Below are 18,796 nucleotides of genomic sequence, written 5' to 3'. Positions count from 1 at the left end.
GTCCCCAGCGGTTCTCCGGCACGGAAATGACTGACGCCCCCTGAGCGGCCTTGGCGTCGGCGGCGGCGCGGTCGACCGACTTGGCCGTGATCACGACCGAAGGAAGGACGGCAGGGTTCGGGAAGGCATGGTCGCGCTTGGCCACGCCGCGGGTCACCTGCAGATAGCAGAGGCCCTCGCGCACCTTGTTGCGCCGAACGGCCTCGCGCAGCACCAGGGTCAGGGAGGCCTCGCTCATCGGGTGGGCGATGCGCAGCTCGTCCAGGCTGCGCCACAGGCGAGCGAAATGGCCCTCGGCGTCGGCCAACTTGCCGTCGAACACCGCCCAGACCTCGTAGACGCCATCGGCCAGCTGGTAGCCGCGATCCTCGATATGGACGACGGCCTCGCCGTGACGCACGAAGCGGCCGTTCACATAGGCGAAACGCGACATCTACTCTTCCTCTTCCGCCCGGGCTCCGGCGACGCCCAGGGATTTTAGCTTCCGGTGCAGCGCCGAGCGCTCCATGCCGATGAAATTGGCGGTCCGCGAGATGTTGCCGCCGAACCGCAGGATCTGGGCGTTCAGGTATTCGCGCTCGAACAGTTCGCGGGCCTCGCGCAGAGGCAGGGCGATAATCCGCTCGGCGCCRATCGCCCCGGCGTTGCCCGCGCTGGGCTGATCGGCGCCCGCCAGCATCTCGGCCGTGATCACGTCGCCCGGCTCGCCCGAGGCCAGGATCAGCATCCGCTCGACGTTGTTGCGCAACTGGCGGACGTTGCCCGGCCAGGTCTGGACCTGCAGCGTGGCCAGAGCATCCTCGCCCAACTTGCGGCGTTGAAGCCCCGTCGCCTCGCTGATGCGGTCGATGAAGAAGTTGATCAGCTCCGGAATGTCCTCTCGACGCTCGGCCAGGCCCGGCACACGCACGGGCACCACGTTCAGGCGATGGAACAGGTCCTCACGGAAGCGACCGGCGGCGATCTCGTCGCGCAAGTCGCGAGCGCTGGACGAGATCACGCGGACGTCGACCTGGACATCATTGTCACCGTCAACACGACGGAAGCGCTGTTCGACCAGAACCCGCAGAATCCGGCCCTGCGTCTCGCGCGGCATGTCGGCCACCTCATCGAGATAGAGGGTGCCGCCGTGGGCGCGTTCGAACACACCGATCTTGCGCGGGCGACCGCCCTCGCCTTCCTCGCCGAACAGCTCCACATCCAGCCGCTCAGGCGCCATGCCCGCGGCGCTCACGGCCACGAACTCCTGACGAGAGCGGGCGCTGGCGCCGTGGATCAGGCGCGCCACCAACTCCTTGCCCGCGCCGGGCGGGCCGGAGACCAACACGCGGCTATTGGCGGGCGCGACCTTCAGGATCAGCTGACGCAACGCCTGGGCCGGGGCCGACTTGCCGATCAGGCCGTCGGGCGCGAGGGTCTGGGTGCGCAGGCGGCGGTTCTCGCGGCGCAGGCCGGCGGCTTCAAGCGCGCGCTCGACCACCATCAGCAGCCGGTCGGACTTGAACGGCTTTTCCAGGAACTCGTAGGCGCCGCGTTTGATGGCGCTGACGGCCGTCTCGATATTGCCGTGGCCGGAAATCATGATCACCGGCAAGTCGGCGTCCAGTCCCTTGACCATGTCCAGCAGCTCGAGGCCGTCCATGCCGCCGCCCTGCATCCAGATATCCAGGACCAGCAGAGCGGGCTTGCGCGCCCGGATCGCGGCCAGGGCCTGATCCGAATCCGCCGCCGTTCGCACCGCGTAGCCCTCATCTTCGAGGATTCCGGCCACCAGCTCGCGGATGTCGGCCTCGTCATCCACAACAAGAACGTCGGCGCTCATATCATCTCCTCAACGCTACTCTGGGCCGCGACGGCCAGGCGCGCTGTCGTCGGAAACTTCAGGATCACGCGGGCTCCGGGGGGCTCGCGCGCGTCGGTGAGGACCAGGCTACCGCCATGGTCCTCCATGATCCGCTTGACGATGGCCAGGCCAAGGCCCGTCCCCTTCTCGCGGGTGGTCACATAGGGTTCGGTCAAGCGGTCGCGGTCCTTGGCGGGCAGACCCACGCCATTGTCCTCGACCGTCACACACAGATCGTCGGCGTCCGAGACCAGGGTCGCGGTGACTCGTCCGCGCAGCCCAGGCTCGGCCGAACGCCGCGATCCTACGGCCTCGCCGGCGTTTTTCAGGATGTTGGTCAGAACCTGGCCGATCATCCGTTCGTCGCTGGTCACCCAGACATCCTCTCCGCCCGGCTCTTCCAGCTTCACCTCGATCTCGGCGTCCTGGAAGCGCTGGGCGAAGACCGCCTGGCGCAGCATCTCGGTCAGATTGGCCGGCTCGAAGCGCGGCGCGGGCATGCGGGCGAAGGCCGAGAACTCGTCGACCATCCGGCCGATGTCACCGACCTGACGGATGATCGTCTCGGTGCAGCGATCGAAAGTCTCCAGATCGCTGGCGATCTCCTTGCGGTATTTGCGGCGCAGGCGTTCGGCCGACAGCTGGATCGGCGTGAGTGGGTTCTTGATCTCGTGGGCGATCCGGCGCGCCACGTCCTTCCAGGCGGCGTTGCGCTGGGCGGCCACAAGACGGGTGATGTCGTCGAAGGTCAGCACTAGGCCTTGGGCCACGTGGCCCGCGGCGCGCACTCGCAGGCGGCGGGTCTCGCCCTCGCGCATGATGTCGACCTCGACGTCGGTGTCGGGGCGACTTTCCTGCAGCGCCTCCATCACGGTCGCGAACTCGGGCGCGAGTTGGATCAGGTCGATGCCCAGGGCGTTGTCGGGCAGGCCCAACAGGGTCACCGCGCGGCCGTTCACGGCGGAGACCTTGCCGCGCTCGTCTAGACTGACCACGCCCGCGCTGACGCCCGACAGCACGGTTTCGATGAACTGACGCCGGCTCTCGGCGTCGAGACTGGCGGCCTTCAGCGCCGCCTGCTGCAACTGCAGTTCGCTGGTCATCATGTTGAAGGCGTTGGAGAGCGCGCGGATCTCCTCGGGGCCGGTATCGGCCTCGACACGGGCGTCGAGATCGCCGCCGGACACCCGCCCGGCCGCCTCGACCAGACCCGCGACCGGACCCGCGATCGAGTTGGCCGCGGCGATGCCCACCCAGATGGCGGCCACCAGCACCAGCAGGGCCGTTTCCAGATAGCTGAGACCGAAGATCGCCTGGATGCGGTCGCGACTACGCTCGGCATCGCGGTAGGAGACGAGGGCGTCCTGGGTTTCGATCAAGTGGGTCAGGATGCCCTTCTCGATCGGGCGAACAACATAAAGGTAGGCGTCCGGGAAGGCCTTTAGCTTGTAGAGCGCGCGGAACAGGTCGGCGGACACGAAGCGCTGGGCGGTGACCTCGCCGCTGTCGGTCGCCTCGTAGCTGGTCGGCGGCGGCGCCAGGAATGGCGGGGCGTCCTTGAGTTCGGCGCGCGCCAGGATGCGGCCATCACGATCCAAGACATAGGCGGCGGCGAAGCCGTTGGCCTTGGTCTCCTCACCCAGGAAATGGCCAAACGCCACCGGCGAATGGGCCAGCGCCGGCGCGGCCTCGTTGAGGTTCGCCGCCATCGGCCCGATGTGCTCGGAGATATATTTGGTCTGTTGCTCGACGTACGAATTGGCGACCTTGGCTGAATTGCCGACCACGGTCTGGACCCGCTGGCTGAACCAGCCGTCGACGCCGCGGTTGACCAGCACGCCGAAGAAGAGGGCCACAATCAACGCCGGGGCGACGGCGGCCACCGAGAACAGGCCCACAAAGCGCAGGTGCAGGCGAGCGCCGGCGTCGCTGGCCCGGGCGTCGATCAGATCGTAGAGCCGCAGGCCGACCACGGTGGCCACGCCCAGGATCAGCACCAGGTTGAAACCCAGCACCACCAGAATGACCGTGCTGGCCGTGCTGATCGAATCGGTGCTCGGGGGCGACGAGGCCAGCGCCACGCCCGCGACGGTCAGGACGACCGCCAAGGCATAGCCGCCGCCGGTCAGGTAGCGCGACCGCAGGAGCTCTCGCCACCAGGCCCGGCTGAACCGGGTCGGCGGGTCTTCCGATCCCGTCGCGTAAGCCACTGAAGACATCGTCGCGGAGTTTAGGAGCGTGTGTCCTAAATTCAACAGTTATGTGCCGTGAAAGCTTCAGCGGCTAGCGACGACCCCGCGTCATCTCCACGCCCAGGTCCTGGATCTTCTTGCGCAAGGTGTTTCGGTTAAGGCCGAGGATCTCCGCGGCCCGCACCTGGTTGCCGCGCGTCGCCGACAGGGTCAGCTGGATCAGCGGCCGCTCCACTTCCTCGAGGATGCGATCATAGAGGCCGGGCGGCGGCACGCCGTCGGGTTGGTCGGCGAAATGCGAGGCCAGGTGGCGCTCGACCAGGGTCGACAGGGTCAGCGGCCCTTCTTCCGAACGCACGGCCGGCGTATGGTCCTGCAGTTCGCGATCGACGATCCGGGCGGTGATCAGTTCCTCGGCGTACAGAGCGCACATCCGGCGCATCAGGTTCTCGAGCTCGCGGACATTGCCGGGCCACGGATGGGTCTTCAGGCGATCGAGCGCGCTTTGGTCGATAGTCTTGGCGGGCAAGCCCTCGCGCGCGGCCCGCAGCAGGAAGGTGCGAGCTAGGTCCGGAATGTCCTCGACCCGATCGCGCAGCGGCGGCAGGCGCACGGGGGCGACGTTCAGGCGGAAGAACAGATCCTCGCGGAACAGGCCCTGCTGGATCAGACCGCGCAGGTCGCGATTGGTGGCGGCGATGATCCGGACGTTCGGCCGGCGGCCGGTCTTGGGGTTGATCACCGGCTCGGTGCCGTCGATCACCCGCAACAGGCGGGTCTGGGCGTCTAGCGGCATGTCGCCGATCTCGTCCAGGAACAGGGTGCCGCCATCGGCCTCGACCAGGCGGCCGTTGTCGCCGTCTCCACGCCCGAACAGCTCGACCTCGACCCGCTCGCGCGGCACGGCGGCCAGGTTGAGGACCACGAACTTGCCGTCGCGACGACGTCCCAATTCGTGCAAGGCGCGGGCGACCAGCTCCTTGCCGGTGCCGCTTTCGCCGAGGATCAGGACCGTCAGGTCGGCCCCGACCAGGCGGGCGATCGTCCGATAGACCTCCTGCATCGGCGCCGAGCGGCCAATCAGCGGCAAGCGCTCGTCACGCATGGCGCGGGCCTGAGCCTTGGAGGCCTCGGCGTCGGCCGGACGCGACAAGGCCCTGCGGGCCGCCGCGGTGACGTCGTCCAGGTCGAACGGCTTGGAGATGTATTCGAACGCGCCTGCGTCAGCGGCGTTGACCGCTGTCAGCAGGGTGTTTTGGGCGCTCATCACGATGATCGGCAGCTTGGGCCGCTCCTTGCGAATGCGCGGCAGCACGTCGAACACGTTCTCGTCGGGCATCATCACATCGGTGACGACCAGATCGCCTTCCCCGTCCGTAACCCACTTCAGCAAGGTGGTGGCGTTGCCCGTGGCGCGCACCTGATAACCTAGGCGCGTGAAGGCCTGGCTGAGCACCAGACGCACCGAGCTGTCGTCGTCGGCGATCAGGATCTTCTTGCTCGCGGCGTTCATGCTCAGGCGTCTCCGGCAACGGTTTCGGGGGCCACCGGCAGCAACACACGGAACACCGTGCGGCCCGGCTCGGATTCGAAGTCGATCAGACCGCCGTGGGCGGTGACGAGTTTGGTGACCAGGGCCAGGCCCAGGCCCGTGCCGTTGGCCTTGGTGGTGACGAACGGTTGGAACAGGTGGTCGCGCAGGCTGGCCGGAACCCCGGGCCCGTTATCGATCACCTTGACCTCGATCGGCGCGCCGCTGGCGGTCTTGCCGTCAGCGCCGCGCACCCGCACGCCGGGGCGCCAAGCGGTGTGGATCGAGATCTGACCGCGATCGTCGCCCCGCATATGGGCGGCCTCGGCGGCGTTCTTGGTCAGATTCAGGAAGATCTGGATCAGGTGATCCTCGTCGCCCCAGACCTGTGGCAGCGAGGGATCGTAGCTTTCCTTCATCTGCAACCCGTCGGCGACGCCGTTGGCGGTTAGGGCCCGCACACGGTCCAGCACCTGGTGGATATTGACCGGTTCGCGCGGGGTCGGGACCTCTTCGGAGAAGGCCTCCATGCGATCGACCAGGCGACGGATGCGATCGGTCTCGTCGACGATCAGCTGGGCCAGCGGCTGGTCGACGGCGCTGGCGCCGGTCTTCAGCAATTGGGCCGCGCCGCGGATGCCGGCCAGGGGATTCTTGATCTCGTGCGCCAGCATCTTGCCCAGGCCCACCACCGAGCGAAGGCCGGCGGCGTCCGCGGCCTTGTCGACGCCCAGGACGCCCTTCACGTGCAGGGTCAGCAGCACAGAACCGTCGCCTAGCGGCGCAGCGGCGCCGTCGGCTTCGAACGGTGGTTGGCCGAACAGATTGACCTCGACGCCGTGCTCGCGAACCAGAGCGCCTTCGAAGATCGCGCGGTCCAGCAACGCCACCAAGACCGAACCCGGCGGAAGGGCCGCGCGGAACCGACCGCGCGCCAACAGGGAAAGGCCGTGACCGAACAGCGCCTCGGCGGCTTCGTTGACCGCCACCAGCCCGCCGTCGCGATCGACCACCAAAGCGGGCTCGGGGCTGAGGTCGAAGGCGGCGGCCTTCAAGGCTTCGGGGGCGACGCCGCCCAGGACGCGGGCACGGTCGGTCATGCGGCTAGTCTCCGGCCCGCCAGCCACAGGTCGCGCAAGGCGGCCTCCACGGCGGCGGGATCTTCAAGGCGACACAGGGTGGCGCGAGCGGCCCGGCGCGCCTCGGCCGTTTCCGGCCATGGCGCGGCCTCGATGTACGAGGCCAGATGCTTGCGGAACATCTTCAGACCCAGACGCTCGCCGTAGAACTCGAGGCTGCGTCGGAAATGGGTGACCGCGATGGCCAGGCGCTCCTCGGCGTCCGGCTCGACGAAACCTCGACCTTCGAGGGCGGCTTCGATCGCGCCGGCGATCCAGGGGCGCCCATAGACGCCTCGGCCAATCATCACGCCGTCGGCGCCCGACTGTTCCAGCGCCCGGCGAGCGCTGTCGCCATCGACGATGTCGCCGTTGACGAGAACCGGCACCGAAACCGCCCTCTTCACCGCCGCGACGGCGCTCCAGTCGGCGACGCCCTTGTAGAATTGATTGCGCGTGCGGCCGTGCACCGTAATCGCCTTGGCCCCCACGGCCTCGGCGCGGGCGGCGATCTCCGGCGCGTTGAGGCTGGAGTCGTCCCAGCCAAGGCGCATCTTGACGGTCACTGGCACGTCGACCGCCTGAACGGCCGCGGCGACCAAGGCCTCGGCCAAGTCCGGTTCGCGCATCAAGRCCGAGCCGCAGGCTGCGCCGGCGGCGACCTCCTTGGCAGGGCACCCGAAGTTCAGGTCGATGATCTCGGCGCCGGCGTCCTGGGCCATGCGAGCGCCCTGGGCCATGAACGCGATATCGCGCCCGACCAGCTGGATGACGGTCAGGAGCAGACCTTCGCCGACCGCCGCGCGGCGCACCACGTCGGGCCGTCCCCGCGCGAACTCCGCGCTGGCTACCATTTCCGTCGCCACATAAGGCGCGCCGAGCGCCGTGGCCGTTTCTCTGAAGGGCAGGTCCGAGACCCCGGTCATGGGCGCGATCCACACCCGACCAGGGATTTCGACCCCGCCGACTTCGAGCTTGTTGCTCATTTTGTGATCATCCCCGTCGCTGTCTTTTTAGGCATATTGTGCGGCGCAGTAAAGCCCGGATCGCCAGAGGCCTTCTCGATCGTCTCGATCGGATGAGAAGGCCTCTGAACCAAAGAGACCGCCCGTCCCGATCGGGACGGGCTATGGACAAGCGCGGCCACCGGACTAAACAGCCGCCATGACCTTTTCCGCCGTGATCGTCGCCGCCGGCTCGGGAACCCGCGCTGGACCCGGCCAGGCCAAGCAATGGCGACCCGTGGCGGGTAAAGCGGTTCTCCGGTGGTCCGTCGAGGCTTTCCTGGCGGCCGGCGCGGCGAATATCATCATCGTAACGACCCAGGATGGGGAAAAGGCGCTGACCGAGGTGCTGGCGGGCCTTTCCGGTTGGCGCGCGGCGCGCGGCGGCGCGACCCGGGCGCTGTCTGTCCAGTCGGGCCTCGCGGCCCTGGCGCATCGTCCTGAGAACGAGCCAGTGCTGATCCATGACGCCGCCCGCCCCTTTCTCAGCGGCGCGACGATCCAAGGCGTTCTGAAAGCGCTCGAGTCGGCCGACGCCGCCCTGCCCGCCCTGCCCGTCGCCGATACGCTCAAGCGCGCCGAGCCTGGCGGCAATCCGGTGACGACCTCGCGCGAGCATCTCTRGCGCGCTCAGACGCCCCAGGCCGTACGGCGTAAGACGCTGATCGACGCCTATGCCGCCTGGCCTGGCGGAGAACCGACCGACGATGCTCAGGTCATCGAGGCCGGCGGCGGCCGCGTGGCGATCGCGCCAGGCGATCCGCTCTTGATGAAACTCACCTATCCCGAGGACTTCGCCATGGCCGAACGGCTCGCCGGCGCCGCGCGCATCACTCGAGTCGGCCAGGGCTTCGACGCCCACCGCTGGGGTCCGGGCGAGGAAGTCTGGCTGTGCGGTGTGGCCATCAAGCACGACGAGACCCTAATCGGCCATTCCGACGCCGACGCCGGTCTGCACGCTCTGACCGACGCTATCCTGGGCGCGATCGGCGAAGGTGACATCGGCGACCATTTCCCGCCGACCGATCCGAAGTGGAAGGGCGCGGCCTCCGACCTGTTCCTCAAGCACGCCGCCGAACTGGTGACGGCCAAGGGCGGCGCAATCGTCAATGTCGACGTGACCCTGATCTGCGAACGTCCGAAGATCAAACCGCACCGCCAGGCCATGCGCGAACGCCTAGCCGAGATCCTCGGACTTTCCGTCGACCGGGTCAGCGTCAAGGCCACGACCACTGAAAAGATGGGCTTCACTGGCCGCGGCGAAGGACTTGCGGCCTCGGCCGTCGTGGCGGTCGAGACGCCGGCCTGAACGAGCTAAGCTGAGGCCGCGAATCCGGAGAGCCGCATGTTCCCGCTGGACATCCAGACCCTGTCCCGGCTGCTGATCGACGAAGCGCGTGGCAAGTCGCTGCGCCTGGTGGCGGCCGAGAGCTGCACCGGCGGGCTCGTAGCCGGAGCGATCTGCTCGATCTCCGGCGCCTCCGACGTCTTCGAGCGCGGCTTCGTCACCTATACCAACCGCGCCAAGTCCGAGATGCTGGGTGTGCCGGGCGACCTTATCGCCGACCACGGGGCCGTGTCCGAGCCGGTGGCGCGAATGATGGCCGAAGGCGCCCTGCGCGAGAGCAACGGCCACGTCGCGGTCGCCGTCACGGGAATCGCCGGGCCGGGAGGCGGCACACCGCTGAAGCCGGTCGGAACAGTCCACTTCGCCGTTGCTCGCGCCAACCGCTCGGTCGTGCATCGGCACGAACGGTTCGAGGGCGAGACTCGCGAGGCGGTGCAGCTGGCGGCCGTGCGAACCGCCCTCGAAATGCTCCGCGAGGCGGTGGCCTAGTGCCCGAGGTCGCGCCCAGCGACTGGAGGCGCTTCGCTGGCGTCAATCTCTCGCAACGGGCGCTGAAGGCCGCCGCCGCCCGCAAGACCGAGATCCGCCACACCATCCGCGTCTCGGCCGCCGTCGGCGCCGCCTTCGCCCTGGCGACACTGCTGCGCCTGCCGCAGGGCTATTGGGCAGTCTTCACCGCCGTCATCGTGGTGCAGTCCAGCCTAGGCGCGACCATCACCGCCTCGGTCGAGCGATTCATGGGCACAGTGGTCGGAGCGCTCGCCGGGGCGGCGGCGGCCTATTTCCACGCGCGCTGGCCGCAGTTTGGAGGGCTGATCCTCTGTGTGACCGTCGCACTGCTGGCGTTCGTGGTTTCGGTCCGTCCGGCGCTGAAGGTGGCCCCGGTCACCGCCGTGATCATGCTGATCGGCACGACAACGCACATGGATCCGCTACTCGCCGCTGCCTGGCGAGTGGCCGAGATCACGGTCGGCAGCCTCGTCGGGGTCGCCGCCACCCTGCTGATCTTCCCGGCCCGCGCCCATACTTCGGTCGTCTCGAGCGTCCAGAAGATCGCCGGCCTGCAGGCCCATATTCTGGACAGCCACGTTCTGATGCTGCGAGGAACCCCCGGGCCCACCGACTATCTCAAGGCTCAGGACGATCTGCGCGCGGCGCTGGCCAAGCTGCAGACCGCGGTGACCGAGGCCGATCGCGAGAGCGCCAGCAAGCTCAGCGACCGCTCCGTCTCCGAGGCCCTGCCCCGGACGCTCTGGCGGCTCCGCAACGACACCGTGATGGTCGGGCGGACACTGCACGAGCCTCTGCCCGCCGCCGACCTGGCCCCGGCCGCCGCCGACATGCTGGAGGCCAGCGCGCGCTTCCTGCGCGGAACGGCCGATCTTCTGGCCAAAGGCCCGTGGCCTGATCGCATCGCCTTCGCCGAGGCTCACCAAGCGTTTCAGGTCTGCGTCGAGCGGCTGCGCGCCAACGGCGTGACCCGCGACCTCGAATTCGACGACGCCGCGCGGGTGTTCGGTTTGGTCTTCGCGATCGAGAACCTGTTCGCCAACCTTGGCGATTTCGAGGAGCGGATCGAAGAGGTCGTTCGGAAGAAGGACTAAGCCTTCGCGCCGTAAACCTGCCGCGCGCGATCCTCGAAACAAGCGATCAGCTTATTGGCGGCCTTGTCGATATTGGCGGCCAGAAGGGCGTCGAGCATCGCGGACTTGAAGGCGAAGTCGATCACGAACTCGACGCGGGTGACCTCGCCCYCCGGAACAAAGCGCCAGCCATTGGCCAGCCGCTTGAACGGGCCGTACAGCAGGCTGACATCGATGCTCAGCGCCTCGCGATCACGGCGGACGCGGGTGGCGAACTTCTCGCGCAAGAACGAGAAGCCGACCTGGGCCTCGGCGTCGACCGTGCTGACGGGGCCGTCGGCGCGACCGTTCCAGGTGCGCATGCCGGTGATCCACGGCACGAACTTCGGATAGGTCTCGACGTCCCCGACGAGGTCGAACAGCTGTTCGGGCGCGTACGGCAGCACCCGCGTGACGACGTGGCGGTGCAAGGCTTTACGCGGAGCGGGCGTCGAGGGCCCGGCGGGCCGCCTGAAGCTTGGCGAAGTCCTCGCCCGCGTGGTGCGACGAGCGGGTCAGCGGGCTGGACGAAACCATCAGGAAGCCCTTGGCGCGGGCGATCGCCTCGTAGGCCTTGAATTCCTCGGGCGTCACGAAACGGTCGATCGCCGCGTGCTTGCGGGTCGGCTGCAGGTACTGGCCGATGGTGATGAAGTCGACACCGGCCGAGCGCATGTCGTCCATCACCTGCATGACCTCTTCCTTGGTTTCACCCAGGCCAACCATCAGGCCGGACTTGGTGAACTGGGAAGGATCGCGCTCCTTCACCCGCTCCAGCAGACGCAGCGAATTGTAGTAGCGCGCGCCGGGGCGAATCTTCAGATAGAGGCGCGGCACCGTCTCGAGGTTGTGGTTGAAGACGTCCGGCTTGGAGTCGATCACCACGTTCTCGGCGCGGTCCTTGCGCAGGAAGTCCGGCGTCAGGATCTCGATGGTCGTGCCCGGCGCGGCCGCGCGGATGGCCGTAACCACCTCGGCGAAGTGGCGAGCCCCGCCGTCAAGGAGATCGTCGCGGTCGACCGAGGTGATGACCACGTGCTTGAGGCCCATCTTGGCGACGGCCTCGGCCACGCGGCGCGGCTCGTCGGGATCCAGCTGAGTCGGCAGGCCGGTGGTGACGTTGCAGAAGGCGCAGGCGCGGGTGCAGATCTCGCCCATGATCATCATGGTCGCGTGCTTCTGGCTCCAGCACTCGCCGATGTTCGGGCAGGCCGCTTCCTCGCAGACCGTGGTCAGCTTGTGCTCGCGCACGATGCTCTTGGTCTCGTTGTACTGGCCCGAACCGGGCGCGCGCACGCGCAGCCAGTCGGGTTTGCGAAGCACCGGCGTATCGGGGCGGTTCTGCTTTTCGGGATGGCGCGCCGCCCGGTCTTCCGAGCCGCGAGCCTTCAGGGTGTCGATCACCGTGGCCATGGCGCCTAAATCGGTCTTCTTGCCCTCCGGATCAAGCGCTTGATCTTGCTTAAGGCGACGACGCGCGAAATGACTGGGCCATATGCGTCGCCGCCTTCTCGCTATCGCCCTCGCCTTGACCGTCTCCGCCTGCAGCGACGGGGCCTCGCGCGCGCCGTTCGCCGAGACGCGGACACCGCCTTCGCTGAGCGCCCGCTTCTATCCGCCGCAAGGCTGGGCCTGGGGTTTCGTCCGTAGCGGCGAGGGCCTGATCCAACGCTACGGCGTTGCCTCTCCCCCAGTCACGCCTCGCGCCACGATCCTGATCCTCACCGGTTACAGCGAAAGCGCCGAGGCCTGGTTCGAGACGGTCTCGGCGCTGAACGCGCGGGGCTTCACCGTCTGGGTTTTGGAGCGCCAAGGTCAGGGCGGGTCGGAGCGAACCACCCCCTGGCGTGATCTTGGTCATGCCGACAGTTTCGAGCCCGATGTCGCCGTGGTCCGCGCCCTGACCAAGGGGGTAGTCCGACCGCGCATCGACATTCCTTTCGTGGTGCTCGGTCATTCCGAAGGCGGCCTCGTCGCCTTGCGCGCGGCGGAGCAAGGCCTGGCGATGGACGGCCTCGTCCTGTCCTCGCCCGCCTTCGGCCTGACCGCCCTGCCCCGGCCACGCGCGGACTTTGCGCGCTTCACGCCGGCCATGCGGGCCTTGCGCCTGGGATGGATCCGCACCCCGGACCAGCCCGGCTGGCGACGCGACGGTCCCGACGGCGTCCAGTCCGGCGCGACCCATGACGCGCAACGCGGCAAGGTTCAGGCCGCCTGGATGCTGGCCAATCCCGATCTGAGGATGGGGGGGCGCAGCCTGGGCTGGTTCGCGGCCTTCTTCGACGCCTCGGAAGCCGCCGCCCGCGATATCCGCAAGGCCGCCGCCCCGACCCTGATGCTCGACGCCGGCAAGGACAAGGCGGTCACCGCCACGCCGCAAGGCCGCCTCTGCGCCGCGATGCCCGACTGCCAGGAGACCCGCTATCTCGCGGCCGGCCACGACCTGCACATGGAATCGGACGCCGTCCGGGAGCCGTGGCTGGCGGCGATCGTCGAATTCACCCGCGCTCGCGCCGACGCCAAGGCCTTGTCCCGCAGGGGCTGATCCTCACGGTTCGTGACTCTTTCTTGCAAAGCCGGACCTTCCCCGGCAGACTCGGCGTTTAACGAACGAGGGCGCCTTTTGCTCTTCGGGGAGGTTTCGCCGGCATGCCGGTAGCTTACGATCCGCAAGTTGGCCGCAAGGCCATCTTCGACGCGCTCATCGACGCTCGCGATAAGTATGGCGCCAAGAAAGCGATCCTGGAGGACCAGGACCGCAATCCGCTCAGCTATACGGACCTGATCCGCGCCAGCTTCGCCCTGGGCCGCAAGATCGCCGCGATGACCAAGCCGGGCGAGCACGTCGGGGTGCTGTTGCCGTCAGGCGCCGGGTCGGTGGTGACCTTCTTCGCCCTGCACGCCTTCGGCCGCGTGCCGACCATGCTGAACTTCACGGCGGGCCTGCGGAACATCAAGGCCGCCTGCAAGCTGGCCCAGATCAAGCGCGTGCTGACCGCCCACAAGTTCATCGAATTGGGCAAGCTGCACGACATCATCGACTGCGTCAGCCAGCAGGCCGAAATCACCTATCTGGAAGACGTCCGCGCCACGATAGGCCTACCCGACAAGCTGTTCGCGGCCGCGGCCGGCTTCTTCCCCCGCCAGTTTCGCGCCCCGGCCAAGCCGTCGGACAAGGGTGTGGTCCTGTTCACCTCGGGCAGCTTCGGCGCGCCGCGCGGCGTGGTGCTGACCCAGGAAAACCTGGTCCAGAACGCGATGCAGATCGCGGCGCACATCGAGCTCGATCCCGACTGGGTGATGTTCAATCCGCTGCCGGTGTTCCACTGTTTCGGCCTGACGGGCGGGGTCATCCTGCCGATCCTGACCGGCATGAAGGCGTTTCAGTATCCCTCGCCCCTGCACACCAAACAGATCCCGCCGCTGATCAAGGACGCCAAGGCCTCGATCCTGCTGGCGACGGACACCTTCGTGAACCAGTACGCCCGCGCTTCCGACGCCGACGAACTGGGCGCCTTGAAGTTTATCGTCTGCGGGGCCGAGAAGGTGCGCGACGAGACCCACGCCCTGATCGCCGAGCGCTTCGGCGGCGTGCCGGTGCTGGAGGGCTATGGCGCCACCGAGGCCTCGCCGGTCATCGCGGTCAACAAGCCGACCGACAATCGACCCGGCACCGTGGGCGGCCTGCTGCCCGGCCAGGAAATCCGTGTCGAGCCCGTGGAAGGCATCGCCGAGGGCGGGCGCTTCTTCGTGCGCGGCCCCAACATCATGGCGGGCTATTTGCGCGAAGACGGCGGCGTCGACGCGCCCGAGGACGGCTGGCACGACACCGGCGACGTGGTCACCGTGACCGACGACCAGTGGATCACCATCAAGGGTCGCGTGAAGCGCTTCGCCAAGATCGGCGGCGAAATGGTCTCCCTGACCGCGGCCGAAGACCTGGCCTCGGCCGTTTGGCCCGACGGCCGCCACGCTGTCATTTCGATGCCCGACAAGAAGAAGGGCGAGAAGCTGGTTCTGATCACCGATCGTCACGACGCCGATGTCGGTCCTCTGGTCGCCCATGCCCAGACGATCGGCGCCCCTGAACTGGCCGTGCCGCGCAAGATTCTCAAGGTGCCGCAGGTGCCGGTGCTGGGCAGCGGCAAGACCGATTATGTCGCGATCCAGCGCATGGCCGAGACAGACACACGCGCCGCCTAAGGCGCCATTCCCTTTCCGGTCTTTCAGTAAGCGTCGAGCCGCAAGAGCTCACAGCGTTCGCATCAAGGAAGGACACAGAATGGAACGTCTCACCGTCTGGGCGCCGCGCGTGCTCAGCCTGCTCCGCATTATCGCCGCCCTGCTCTTCATGGAGCACGGCCTGATGAAGGTCTTCCACTTCCCCGCGGCTCAGCCGGGCGCGCCGGATCCGTTGCCGCCAATGCTGGTGGCGGCGGCCTGGCTGGAGATCATCGGCGGCGGCCTGTTGGTTCTCGGCCTCTTCACGCGACCGGTGGCCTTCGTCCTGTCGGGACAGATGGCGGTGGCCTATTTCCTGGCCCACGGCAGCAAGGGCTTCTGGCCCGCGCTAAATGGCGGCGAGGCGGCGATTCTGTTCTGCTTCGTCTTCCTCTATCTGGTGTTCCAAGGCCCCGGCGAATGGAGCCTCGACGCCCAGGTGCGCAAGCGGCCCTAGAAGACGCCGCCCAGGGCTTCCAGCTCCGCGCGGAAGCCCTGTTTGCGACCGTGCATGGCGCGCAGGTCAGCGACGAAGACCTGATGGTCGGGATGTTCGCCATAGTCCGCGATCATCGCCGAAAGCGACTCGGCTTCCAGCAACTGGCGCGCCGCGTCGGCGTAACGCGTCGCGACGCCGTAGGTCAGCACGTACTGGATCGAAGCCCGCAGCAGCAGCGTCGCCGCCAAAGGATAGGCCCCTTCCAGCCGTCGCGCCGCCTCGGCCATGAGGATCTCGTCTGCGCCGTTGATCTCTCCGGAACGGGTCAGCACCAGCCGCGACGCCGCCGCCAAGTCGGGCCAGGAGACCAGGAAGGCTAGCGCCGTGTCGAAGCGCGGGAAACGCTTGGCGACGAGCTTGGCCTGATCCTCCGCCTCGACGTCGTCGAAATCCGGCAGGCCTTTCAGATAGGCCCGCAGGCGCGGGATCGACAGCGTGGCCTCGAAGTCCGCCCAGCGGCGTTTCTGGGCCTCGTCATGATGTCCGGTCGCATCCAGGGCCTCGAGCATCGCCTCTTCCCAGGCCCCGCGTTCCTCAAGGCTGCTGGCGTGGCGGCCACGTTGCTCGCTGGGCGCACCGGCCTGCAGGGTCGCCAGGGCGTCTTCCCCTCGCCCCGCCGCGAGCAGCCGGCGGGCGATCTCGGCCGAGACCAAGGGCGTACGCCGCAGCTCCGGGGCGAAGGTGGCTTCGAAGGCGTCGACATCGCCGCTGGCGTCGGCCAGCCGGCGCAGAGCGTCCTTGTAGATCGCGCCCTGGGCGTCGAACGTATGCGTCGAGCGGGGCGCGCGGGCGGCCAGCATCTTTTCCAGCGTCTCGCGCAGATGGGCTTGGCCGTTGGGGCCCAGCGCGAGGCCCAAGGCGCCGATCAACGGACCGAATTGGGCGTAGTCGTCGCGGCGCAGCAGCTTGGCGATCCGATCAGCCAGCGCGATCGGGTCCGGCATCGCGTTGACGGCGATCGCGCCGACACCGTCGCGGGCCGACAGGAAAACATCGCCGATCGGTCCCTCGGCCTGGCTCAGGCGATCCAGGACCGGCGTCGCCAGGTCCAGCAGGTCCAGCATCAGGTCGAGGGCGGCGGTCGGATCGTCTTCCGCCAGCCGCTCGATCATCCGGCGGTGCAAATCAAGGTCGCGGGCGAAGGCGACCCGCTTGCGCCAATGGATCCGCGAGGACGATTTGCCGATCGTGGCCAAACGCTTGGAGACCTCCAGCGCCAGCCCGTCTCCGCCCGCCTCGGCGAACAGTTCCAGCCGCAGCACGCGCTTGACGTGGCTGTCGCTGGACAGGTCGAGCAAGATGGCGGCCAGGCGTTCAGGACCGAGGTCGACCAGATTGGCCTCGGAGAGGGTCGTCTTGGACCCCTTCCGAGCCTTGGCCGGCTTTTCGCCCGTCGTCGCGGCGGCTTTGCGCGCCATCCAGTCTCCCTGATCGCCCTAGATGTGCAGGACGCGGCCGTAGGCGTCCAGCGCGGCTTCGTGCATGGCCTCCGACATGGTCGGGTGAGCGTACACGATGCCGTGCAGGTCTTCCTCGGTGGCTTCCAGCGTAATGGCCGTGACGAAGCCTTGGATCATCTCGGTCACTTCGTGGCCGATCATGTGCGCGCCGATCAGCGCGCCGGTCTTGGCGTCGAACACGGTCTTCACGAAGCCCTCGATCTCGCCGGCGGCCACGGCCTTGCCGTTGACCTTGAACGGGAAGCGACCCGCCTTGACTTCGATGCCCRCCGCCTTGGCGCCGGCCTCGGTGTAGCCGACCGACGCGACCTGCGGGTTGGCGTAGGTGCAGCCCGGGATCGGCGAGTTGACGTTCGGGGTCTTGTAGCCGGCGATGTGCTCGGCCGCGTGGATGCCCTCGTGGCTGGCCTTGTGGGCCAGCCAGGGCGGACCAGCGGCGTCGCCGATGGCGTAGAGGCCCGCGACATTCGTCTCGCCGTGCTTGCCGGTGACGACGTGGCCGCGGTCCATGTTCAGACCGATGGCGTCCAGACCCTCGGTGTTCGGCGCGATGCCAACGGCGACGATGCAGACGTCGGCGGCCAATTGCTCGATCTTGCCGCCGACATCGACCGTGACGGAGACGCCGGTCTTGGTCTTCTCGACCTTGCTGACCTTGGCCCCGATGCGGAACGCGATGCCGCGCTTCTCGAAGGCCTTCTGAGCGGCCTTGGAGACCTCGGCGTCCTCGACCGGCATGATGCGGTCGATCGCCTCGACGACGGTCACTTCGGCCCCCAGGGCGCGGTAGAAGCTGGCGAACTCGATGCCGATGGCGCCCGAGCCGATCACGACCAGCGACTTGGGCATGGTCTTGGGGGCCAGGGCGTCGCGATAGGTCCAGATCTTGTCGCCGTCCGAGACCGCGCCGATGGCAGGGATCTCGCGAGCGCGGGCGCCGCTGGCCAGGATCACGTTCTTGGCCTGGACCGTGCGGCTGCCGCCGGCCTTCAGGGCGATGACGAGCTTGGGAGACGGATTGCCCTTCTCCAGCTTGGCCTCGCCCTCGATGACCTCGATCTTGTGCTTCTTCATCAGGAAGGCGATGCCGCTGGACATCTGCTTGGCGACCCCGCGCGAGCGGTCGATGATCTTGGTGAAGTCGAACGAGGCCTTCTCGACCGACAGGCCATAGCCGCCCAGGTGCGACAGCTGCTCGTAGATCTCGCCCGACTTCAGCAAGGCCTTGGTGGGGATGCAGCCCCAGTTCAGGCAGATGCCGCCCAGGTTCTCACGCTCGACGATGGCCGTCTTCAGGCCCAGTTGGCTGGCGCGGATCGCGGCCACGTAGCCGCCAGGACCGGCGCCGATGACGACGACATCGAATTCCGTGGACATGTTCATCTTACCCTAGCTTGGACGTCGCCCGGGAGGAGCCGGACGGCCTAGATCGATCGGCCTGCAAGCCGATCCGGGAGAAACTAAAGCAGCGCCTCGACCGCGACCTTGAGGTCTTCAGGCTTCACGGTCGGCGCGAAACGCTCGACGACTTCGCCGTCCTTGCCGATCAGGAACTTGGTGAAGTTCCACTTGATCGCCTCGGTGCCCAGCACGCCCTTCTGCTCCTTCTTGAGGAAGCGGTAGAGCGGATGGGCGTCGGCGCCGTTGACGTCGATCTTGCCCATCACCGGGAAGGTCACGTCGTAGGTCAGCGAGCAGAAGTTCGCGATCTCCTCGGCGTTTCCCGGCTCCTGAGCGCCGAACTGGTTGCAGGGAAAGGCCAGGACCGTGAAGCCACGGTCCTTGTGGGCCTTATAGAGCGCCTCGAGGCCTTCGTACTGAGGCGTGAATCCGCACTTGCTGGCGGTGTTCACGATCAGCAGCACCTGGCCGCGATAGTCGGCCAGGCTCACGTCCTGGCCGTCCAGCGTCTTGGCCGAATAGTCGTAGACCGACATAGCCGTCCCCTTCTCCGCGAT

Annotated in this window: 17 protein-coding genes; 6 read left to right on the top strand and 11 right to left on the bottom strand. The window is 67.7% G+C overall.

Features of this window, described 5'->3' with window-relative positions:
* The 6 genes from AC1DSO_RS18240 to dusB form a co-directional block, all read right to left on the bottom strand.
* Positions 1-433, bottom strand: a 433-nt coding sequence (locus tag AC1DSO_RS18240; RefSeq protein WP_477070177.1) for an aminotransferase class IV, incomplete at its 3' end; no start/stop codon positions are given.
* The gene (gene ntrX, locus AC1DSO_RS18235; protein WP_477070176.1) at positions 434-1,822 is read right to left on the bottom strand and encodes a nitrogen assimilation response regulator NtrX; all 1,389 of its coding nucleotides are present in this window, start codon (positions 1,820-1,822) and stop codon (positions 434-436) included.
* Positions 1,819-4,062: a sensor histidine kinase NtrY-like gene (locus AC1DSO_RS18230; RefSeq protein ID WP_477070175.1), complete on the bottom strand. Its 2,244-nt coding sequence runs from the start codon at positions 4,060-4,062 to the stop codon at positions 1,819-1,821. The genes ntrX and AC1DSO_RS18230 overlap by 4 nt, the downstream gene beginning before the upstream one ends.
* Positions 4,063-4,126: 64 nt before the next feature.
* On the bottom strand, positions 4,127-5,548 hold the full coding sequence (locus tag AC1DSO_RS18225; protein WP_477070174.1) for a sigma 54-interacting transcriptional regulator: 1,422 nt from the start codon (positions 5,546-5,548) through the stop codon (positions 4,127-4,129).
* Positions 5,549-5,550: 2 nt separating this feature from the next.
* Entirely contained in the window at positions 5,551-6,666 is a 1,116-nt protein-coding gene (locus AC1DSO_RS18220) for a two-component system sensor histidine kinase NtrB (protein WP_477070173.1), read from the bottom strand.
* The gene (gene dusB / locus AC1DSO_RS18215) at positions 6,663-7,670 is read right to left on the bottom strand and encodes a tRNA dihydrouridine synthase DusB (protein ID WP_477070172.1); all 1,008 of its coding nucleotides are present in this window, start codon (positions 7,668-7,670) and stop codon (positions 6,663-6,665) included. The genes AC1DSO_RS18220 and dusB overlap by 4 nt, the downstream gene beginning before the upstream one ends.
* A 178-nt stretch (positions 7,671-7,848) precedes the next feature.
* Between dusB and AC1DSO_RS18210 the strand changes: the two genes are divergently transcribed.
* From AC1DSO_RS18210 to AC1DSO_RS18200, 3 genes are read left to right on the top strand one after another with little or no spacing between them, the layout of a single operon-like run.
* The gene (locus AC1DSO_RS18210) at positions 7,849-8,997 is read left to right on the top strand and encodes a bifunctional 2-C-methyl-D-erythritol 4-phosphate cytidylyltransferase/2-C-methyl-D-erythritol 2,4-cyclodiphosphate synthase (protein ID WP_477070171.1); all 1,149 of its coding nucleotides are present in this window, start codon (positions 7,849-7,851) and stop codon (positions 8,995-8,997) included.
* 36 nt (positions 8,998-9,033) lie between these two features.
* Positions 9,034-9,525: a CinA family protein gene (locus AC1DSO_RS18205; protein WP_477070170.1), complete on the top strand. Its 492-nt coding sequence runs from the start codon at positions 9,034-9,036 to the stop codon at positions 9,523-9,525.
* Positions 9,525-10,640: an FUSC family protein gene (locus AC1DSO_RS18200; RefSeq protein WP_477070169.1), complete on the top strand. Its 1,116-nt coding sequence runs from the start codon at positions 9,525-9,527 to the stop codon at positions 10,638-10,640. The genes AC1DSO_RS18205 and AC1DSO_RS18200 overlap by 1 nt, the downstream gene beginning before the upstream one ends.
* Here the strand turns inward: AC1DSO_RS18200 and AC1DSO_RS18195 are convergent.
* On the bottom strand, positions 10,637-11,089 hold the full coding sequence (locus AC1DSO_RS18195; RefSeq protein ID WP_477070168.1) for a type II toxin-antitoxin system RatA family toxin: 453 nt from the start codon (positions 11,087-11,089) through the stop codon (positions 10,637-10,639). The genes AC1DSO_RS18200 and AC1DSO_RS18195 overlap by 4 nt on opposite strands.
* A gap of 4 nt (positions 11,090-11,093) precedes the next feature.
* Positions 11,094-12,071, bottom strand: coding sequence for a lipoyl synthase (gene lipA, locus AC1DSO_RS18190; protein WP_477070167.1), 978 nt, complete (start codon positions 12,069-12,071; stop codon positions 11,094-11,096).
* An 82-nt stretch (positions 12,072-12,153) separates the two neighbouring features.
* Here lipA and AC1DSO_RS18185 point away from each other — a divergent pair, with 82 nt between their 5' ends.
* The 3 genes from AC1DSO_RS18185 (at position 12,154) to AC1DSO_RS18175 (ending at position 15,336) form a co-directional block, all read left to right on the top strand.
* Positions 12,154-13,203: an alpha/beta fold hydrolase gene (locus tag AC1DSO_RS18185; RefSeq protein ID WP_477070166.1), complete on the top strand. Its 1,050-nt coding sequence runs from the start codon at positions 12,154-12,156 to the stop codon at positions 13,201-13,203.
* A gap of 104 nt (positions 13,204-13,307) precedes the next feature.
* Positions 13,308-14,861, top strand: a complete 1,554-nt coding sequence (locus AC1DSO_RS18180) for an AMP-binding protein (protein WP_477070165.1) — start codon at positions 13,308-13,310, stop codon at positions 14,859-14,861.
* Positions 14,862-14,940: 79 nt separating this feature from the next.
* The gene (locus AC1DSO_RS18175; RefSeq protein ID WP_477070164.1) at positions 14,941-15,336 is read left to right on the top strand and encodes a DoxX family protein; all 396 of its coding nucleotides are present in this window, start codon (positions 14,941-14,943) and stop codon (positions 15,334-15,336) included.
* Here AC1DSO_RS18175 and AC1DSO_RS18170 read toward each other — a convergent pair.
* From AC1DSO_RS18170 to AC1DSO_RS18160, 3 genes are all read right to left on the bottom strand, one after another.
* The gene (locus tag AC1DSO_RS18170) at positions 15,333-16,796 is read right to left on the bottom strand and encodes a DUF6880 family protein (protein ID WP_477070163.1); all 1,464 of its coding nucleotides are present in this window, start codon (positions 16,794-16,796) and stop codon (positions 15,333-15,335) included. The two genes, AC1DSO_RS18175 and AC1DSO_RS18170, sit on opposite strands and share 4 nt — an antisense overlap.
* Before the next feature lie 18 nt (positions 16,797-16,814).
* Positions 16,815-18,215, bottom strand: coding sequence for a dihydrolipoyl dehydrogenase (lpdA, locus tag AC1DSO_RS18165; protein ID WP_477070162.1), 1,401 nt, complete (start codon positions 18,213-18,215; stop codon positions 16,815-16,817).
* Positions 18,216-18,298: 83 nt separating this feature from the next.
* Positions 18,299-18,775 (bottom strand): glutathione peroxidase, encoded by a 477-nt coding sequence (locus AC1DSO_RS18160; RefSeq protein ID WP_477070161.1) that lies wholly within the window; start codon positions 18,773-18,775, stop codon positions 18,299-18,301.
* Positions 18,776-18,796 lie beyond the last annotated feature (21 nt).

Source organism: Caulobacter sp. P4_E5, from assembly GCF_056401555.1.
This window is presented reverse-complemented; position numbering and strand designations above follow the sequence as displayed.

Excerpts from the sequence above, each read along its gene's own strand:
- AC1DSO_RS18170 (WP_477070163.1), bottom strand. The coding sequence starts at position 16,796 with ATGGCGCGCAAAGCCGCCGCGACGACGGGCGAAAAGCCGGCCAAGGCT.
- AC1DSO_RS18175 (WP_477070164.1), top strand. The coding sequence starts at position 14,941 with ATGGAACGTCTCACCGTCTGGGCGCCGCGCGTGCTCAGCCTGCTCCGC.
- AC1DSO_RS18180 (WP_477070165.1), top strand. The coding sequence starts at position 13,308 with ATGCCGGTAGCTTACGATCCGCAAGTTGGCCGCAAGGCCATCTTCGAC.
- AC1DSO_RS18160 (WP_477070161.1), bottom strand. The coding sequence starts at position 18,775 with ATGTCGGTCTACGACTATTCGGCCAAGACGCTGGACGGCCAGGACGTG.
- AC1DSO_RS18205 (WP_477070170.1), top strand. The coding sequence starts at position 9,034 with ATGTTCCCGCTGGACATCCAGACCCTGTCCCGGCTGCTGATCGACGAA.
- lipA (WP_477070167.1), bottom strand. The coding sequence starts at position 12,071 with ATGGCCACGGTGATCGACACCCTGAAGGCTCGCGGCTCGGAAGACCGG.
- AC1DSO_RS18185 (WP_477070166.1), top strand. The coding sequence starts at position 12,154 with ATGCGTCGCCGCCTTCTCGCTATCGCCCTCGCCTTGACCGTCTCCGCC.
- AC1DSO_RS18220 (WP_477070173.1), bottom strand. The coding sequence starts at position 6,666 with ATGACCGACCGTGCCCGCGTCCTGGGCGGCGTCGCCCCCGAAGCCTTG.
- AC1DSO_RS18230 (WP_477070175.1), bottom strand. The coding sequence starts at position 4,062 with ATGTCTTCAGTGGCTTACGCGACGGGATCGGAAGACCCGCCGACCCGG.
- AC1DSO_RS18225 (WP_477070174.1), bottom strand. The coding sequence starts at position 5,548 with ATGAACGCCGCGAGCAAGAAGATCCTGATCGCCGACGACGACAGCTCG.